Source organism: Vibrio sp. V43_P6S15P86 (genome assembly GCF_009904725.1).
GTDB classification, from domain to species: Bacteria; Pseudomonadota; Gammaproteobacteria; order Enterobacterales; family Vibrionaceae; genus Vibrio; species Vibrio diabolicus.
On record NZ_WXWT01000359.1, the window covers coordinates 1 to 2,186 of the forward strand.

2 protein-coding genes are annotated in these 2,186 nt (G+C 38.2%); both read left to right on the forward strand.

Annotated features, from left to right (window positions below; genetic code table 11):
* Positions 1-56: 56 nt before the first annotated feature.
* The gene (locus CAG69_RS16330; protein ID WP_161445172.1) at positions 57-983 is read left to right on the forward strand and encodes a hypothetical protein; all 927 of its coding nucleotides are present in this window, start codon (positions 57-59) and stop codon (positions 981-983) included.
* Between the two features lie 135 nt (positions 984-1,118).
* The gene (locus tag CAG69_RS16340) at positions 1,119-1,892 is read left to right on the forward strand and encodes an NERD domain-containing protein (protein WP_161445174.1); all 774 of its coding nucleotides are present in this window, start codon (positions 1,119-1,121) and stop codon (positions 1,890-1,892) included.
* Positions 1,893-2,186: the final 294 nt, after the last annotated feature.

Consider the following 2,186-nt stretch of genomic DNA (forward strand, 5'->3'; position numbering starts at 1 on the left):
CTCACACCTTAACAGGGCGTTATATGCTTTGGTATCAATATTAGGAATCGAGATGAATGTATTGGCTTAGATTTTTGCCATATTTGAGTTTGGGTGTAGCGACAGTTCTGTGCTTTCTTGGTGCTGAATTTGTGAAAAGTGAAGATTTAAGCTCTGTCTTAACTTCAGTGGCATCCAACGGCGTATTTTTCTTTGTAGCTTATCTTTTTTATGACGTTATTCGTCAGCAGGTGCTTAGAAAAGAGCAGGGTTATATTCATGAGCATATAAAGCGTCAATTGGCAGGGTGCATTTTTAACTACCTGTATTTCATTAAAAAAGTCATATATGGGTACAACCTTGACACAAATACTCTCGATAATATCTTAGGGATAGTAAAACTTGAGCAACATGAATTAAAAAATCATGTAGCAAATCAAAGCTACTTAGGGTTTCAGATATTCAAGCTAACAAATGAAGTACGCAATTTGTTTGATGAAATTAGTGGTGATGCTGTGTTTCTCAAGTTCTCATCGCATTTGGATTCAGTAAATCTGCTAAAAATATCCAACAATTTGCAATCATTGGAGCGTATTTATCGTGATCCTAGTAATTTTACGTTGTGCGCTGAAAAGGGCATCGAGTTTAAGGTTGTCGATGGTAGAACACTTAACCCTGAAAATGATGACAAGTTACTACTCATAAAAACGACTGCACATGAATCTCGCTTTGTTGTTTACGATAGCGGGTACTTTGAACAGTCAGATCGTGAACTCCTATTAAATCGTTACGTTTTAAAAAACAAAGCTGCTGACGAAATTTCTAACTTAATGGAAGCAACTTTAACTCTTATGAAGCCTTGGTTACCCAATATTGGTTCTGTCCATAGTACTGAAAGAAAGTTTCGTATTATCAAAGGTTTCTTTAGCGAGAAAACGAACGTAGCAAATAGTAGTAGTAACCTGTATGTTGCTGATATCATTGAAGCTAAAAAACGCATATAACAAACTCTTTAAGAGTGATTCGCAACGCGTGGCATTTTTATTATGCGTTGCGTTTAGTGTTTAAGGTGGTATGCGGAAGCATCGGTATTGCGTTGCTCACACCTTAACAGAGCGTTAGTTGAATAGGGAAAATCCGTGAATATTTTTGAAGCATTTCTTAATGTTCTTGAGCAAGTTTGGTATCTACTACCTTTATTGCTCATGGTTAGCATTTTCAAAAGTAGGTGGCTAAAAGGTGTATTCGGTGAGTTTCTCGTAAACCGTCTTTTGTCCAAATTACCAGAGTCTGATTACACGCTAATAAAAGACGTAACGTTGCCAACTATCGATGGTACAACTCAAGTCGACCATATTGTGGTTTCTAAATATGGCATCTTTGTCGTTGAAACTAAGAATATGAAAGGTTGGATATTTGGTTCGATTCGCCAGAAGCAGTGGACACAAAAGATTTACCGTCATTCCTCTAAATTTCAAAACCCGCTGCATCAGAATTACAAGCACATAAAAGCGCTGGAAACCTTGCTAGGTTGCAGTGAAGAACACTTGCATTCAGTTATTGTTTTCATCGGTGACAGTACCTTTAAAACCGAAATGCCTCCAAACGTTACCTATGCTCGAGGAAGCATTCGATACATTCAGCAATTTAACGAGGTAGTCTTCTCTGATAAGGATTATGCTCGGTTAACAGAGTCTATAAACCAGATAAAGTTAAAGCGCGGAGTCATTACGGATTTAAAGCATCGCAAACATGTCAAAGAAGTTGTCGCATCCAAAGCTAGCTCAAATCAGTGCCCCCGTTGCGGCTCTGAAATGGTGTTGCGTGAAACCAAGCGTGGTGAAAATATAGGTAAACAGTTTTGGGGTTGTTCAACCTTTCCCAAGTGTAGGGCGGTGAAACAATTCAACTAACAAACTGTTCAAGAGTGATTCGCAACGCGTTGCATTTTTACTATGCGTTGTGTTTGGTGTTTAAGGTGGTATGCGGTGGCTTTGGTATTGCGTTGCTCACACCTTAACAGGGCGTTATGTTGCAATTGAGTTCCGCACACTTTATCGTAGCTGAAAATAACGAAACATCAGGATATTACGTTTATGTATCAGTTACGATGTACAAAGAAAGTTCAAGATGCATTAGGTTTGAAGTCAACAGATTTGACTGAGATTCAAGATGAGAATTTCACCATAGGTAATTGGTATGTAAAC

Excerpts from the sequence above, each read along its gene's own strand:
- CAG69_RS16330 (WP_161445172.1), top strand. The coding sequence starts at position 57 with ATGTATTGGCTTAGATTTTTGCCATATTTGAGTTTGGGTGTAGCGACA.